The organism is Paenibacillus sp. 01T422 (genome assembly GCF_056398785.1).
The window spans coordinates 1-2,889 of record NZ_JBFTQB010000840.1 but is presented as its reverse complement, the minus strand read 5'-3'; the positions used below and the strand labels follow the sequence as shown (position 1 = coordinate 2,889).

5 protein-coding genes are annotated in these 2,889 nt (G+C 44.0%); 1 reads left to right on the top strand and 4 read right to left on the bottom strand.

Features of this window, described 5'->3' with window-relative positions; translation table 11 throughout:
- Positions 1-123 (top strand): IS3 family transposase (locus AC1DUA_RS32200; protein WP_477503614.1); only part of this gene is annotated, 123 nt, incomplete at its 5' end.
- Positions 124-243: 120 nt separating this feature from the next.
- Here the strand turns inward: AC1DUA_RS32200 and AC1DUA_RS32195 are convergent.
- The 4 genes from AC1DUA_RS32195 to AC1DUA_RS32180 all read right to left on the bottom strand — a co-directional run.
- Complete coding sequence (locus AC1DUA_RS32195) at positions 244-825, bottom strand: glycoside hydrolase family 73 protein (RefSeq protein ID WP_477503613.1); 582 nt, start codon at positions 823-825, stop codon at positions 244-246.
- Positions 822-1,220: a phage holin family protein gene (locus tag AC1DUA_RS32190; RefSeq protein ID WP_477503612.1), complete on the bottom strand. Its 399-nt coding sequence runs from the start codon at positions 1,218-1,220 to the stop codon at positions 822-824. Before AC1DUA_RS32190 ends, AC1DUA_RS32195 begins: the two co-directional genes overlap by 4 nt.
- Positions 1,221-1,276: 56 nt before the next feature.
- Entirely contained in the window at positions 1,277-1,813 is a 537-nt protein-coding gene (locus AC1DUA_RS32185) for an XkdW family protein (protein ID WP_477503611.1), read from the bottom strand.
- 9 nt (positions 1,814-1,822) lie between these two features.
- A partial coding sequence (locus AC1DUA_RS32180) for a hypothetical protein (RefSeq protein WP_477503610.1) occupies positions 1,823-2,889 on the bottom strand: 1,067 nt, incomplete at its 5' end.

The window sequence follows — 2,889 nt, the reverse complement described above, 5'->3', positions numbered from 1 at the left end:
CAGCAGGCATACGAAGCCATTTTTCGGTATATTGAATTCTTTTATAACCGCAAACGAATTCATAGTGCCATCGGCTATGTGTCGCCTGTTCACTTTGCGGCGACCTTTGTAGAAACCGCGTAATCGTCACTTAATGATGTGTTTACTATCTTGACAGAGGTCCATTTGAGGCTTCTATTTTTATATATATTAGCTTAAATGTAAAAATAAGAGTCGGCAAAGACTCTTATTTTTACAAGCTCTTCACAGTTGCCCGGATGCTTTCCGGAGCTCGTTCGCCAAGCGATGAAACTCCGCTCTAGCTTCCGTATCTTCCGTGCTTGTCCAAGCGGCTGACAGAAACGTGATTATTTTATTCGCATCTTCGGCACTCATGATATACTCCCCTTTCTCTTCAATCTGATCGAATCTCGTAAGATCGCTCCCTTCAATAATACGAATTAGTTTATCTGCATAAAGTGGATCGGTGGCATAACCTGCGTGCTGCAGCTTTTGGCAAGCCAATCGGTAGTCTGGCTCGAACAAAACGTTGGCATACCTACGATTTCGGGAGAGAAAATACGAATGATCGCGAATGCTTTCATACCAACTGTCGTAAACACAGAAGCCATCTACAATGTGCAGCCATCTGCCGTTAATAAACTCCTGAGTGACTAGCTGCTGCCCGCTCCCTTTGATGCCAAATAAATTATTGCCTGGCGCGTGGCTTCCCCAACCACTTTCTAAAATCGCCTGAGCCAGCGTCACACTCGCCAGAATGCCGAACTCCCGCATATTCGCTTGTGCAGCAGGTGCTACTTGCCCGATAAAACTTTCCTTATTCATAGACCTTCACTCTTTTTGCGAAGCACTTCAATCATTTGTTTCAAAAAGTTGGGCAGCGGCAGCCCCAATCTACCATAATTTTCAGTGATCGATATAAATTCATTTGCCAAGTAGAAATAAATTGCCCCCGTCATCATGAGATTCGTGTTTAGTAGCAGATCCATACGGTGAGCCAGCATAATGACAAGCAGCATCATCCCTTTGCGGGTTAGCCCCCAGAAGCCAACTTGGCTGTTCAAACCGCGTTGTTCCTTCATGGAGGCGGCAATGCCTGTGACATAATCAACCGCGATTGCCATCAGGAATAGGCTCATCAATTCACTCACCCCGCCGAAGGCATAGGTCACACACGCGCTAAGCGCGGCCAAAATCGAGCTGAACATGATTTGGTTCATTAGTTTCGCTCCTTTCTTTTGAGATTGGAGGGAGAATGGTTGTATTTTCAAAATATTTACCATGATATAGTTGCCACACCCTCCATACTGTTTGCTGCTGTAACTGCTGTTTTTAAGTCCCAATACTTGTTGATGTTGGTCGTTTTGTGGGTGAGACTGTCTGTGAACAGTGTCTTGAATTGTTCAATCGTATGAGGCTGGAGCATGTTGCTAGCTTTCCAAATGATAGGTTCAGAGACTAGATTAGCTATGATTGCGTTGAGCATCGTATTGAGATTCGTTTGCGCTTCGTAGTCGAAGTCGTAGGTGTGGTTTGAGCCTAAGGCGTTGGAGGTGAAGCCTGCTAAAATTGCTGCGTTGCATGCTGTGTTGAGTTCGACTGTTTTTGAGAGTTTTGATTGATCTAGAACCTGATCCGCTGTTGGCTGCATGGCACTCCACGCGGTTTGTAATTCCTGTTCCGTTGGTTGTGGTTGGTCAAGGTTCCATTGAGCGATATATGGCCCGTTGCCGTCTGAGTCGTCTTGGACGATGAAGTCGGTTAGTGGTATGGCTTGTGGGTATAGGTGTGTGATTGCTTGAGGTATGTTCATGGTTTCCTCCTATGCGATACGTACAACTTCAAAATTAATATCATTCGCGAATGCAAGTGTAATGGCGGTAGATGAGTTTATATAGATTTCTATATAATCACCCGCACCTAAGTAGATGCTCGCATTTCCTTTTAACTCATATGCAGAAGCACTACTAACATTTAAAAAGTAATCAAGTCTACGATAATGAGCGCCATTTAAATAAATCGATAATTGCAAAGTAGTACTAACTGCAATACCAGTCAGAAGTACATTGGTATCTATATGGTAGATACCCGCACTAGGCGCAGTGAATCTAAATAAAGTAGCACTATCATAGCTTCCTAGATTATCAAAATTCTCAACTGGGAACTGTACTTTAGTCCATACCGATGCTGATATGGCTTGTCCAGTGCTGCCACTGCCCATAGCACGAGAAGCAGGACGTGTGCCGAAGGTGTTATCCCCCCAAGGGTTAAGAACACCACTTACAGGTATTATCATTCCGCCTAAAGTTGTGTACAAAGGGATAGATCCAGATGGCAGGGGATTGGCATAGATGGTGATAATTGCACCTTGATCGGCACATATACCATTACCAGTGTTGCCTGTTCCGCTTACGTTACTTACTTGAACATGACTATAAAAATTGGCATAAATACCTGTACCTCTATTCGAAGCGGTACCACCGCTAATACGCCCGATAGATGTTGTGAATTCAAATCCCATTGAGCTAGAAACTGTCGTGATAAAGCAAGTATCGAATATTGCCGCATTGGAGTAAGACGCTAGGAAGGCGCTTCTTGAAGTGGTTGTAGCGGTAAACCCAGTAGCTGAAAACCTACCTTTGCACCGAAGAAACGAAATTGAATTTACATTTGTGGTACCCTGCGCCGTGTTTATTGCGGTTATAGTCATTTGCCCAGTTAAGTCTTGAGCGAGGACATCTTCTGCATACGTTCCTGCGGATACATAAATATTTACAGCATGGTTAATAATCTGTGGAACACTATTAATAGCCCGTTGAATTGTCTTTAACGGCTTCCCAGCGCTTCCATCGTTGTTATCTGTTCCATTTGTTGCATCAACATACAATG

Excerpts from the sequence above, each read along its gene's own strand:
- AC1DUA_RS32195 (WP_477503613.1), bottom strand. The coding sequence starts at position 825 with ATGAATAAGGAAAGTTTTATCGGGCAAGTAGCACCTGCTGCACAAGCG.
- AC1DUA_RS32190 (WP_477503612.1), bottom strand. The coding sequence starts at position 1,220 with ATGAACCAAATCATGTTCAGCTCGATTTTGGCCGCGCTTAGCGCGTGT.
- AC1DUA_RS32185 (WP_477503611.1), bottom strand. The coding sequence starts at position 1,813 with ATGAACATACCTCAAGCAATCACACACCTATACCCACAAGCCATACCA.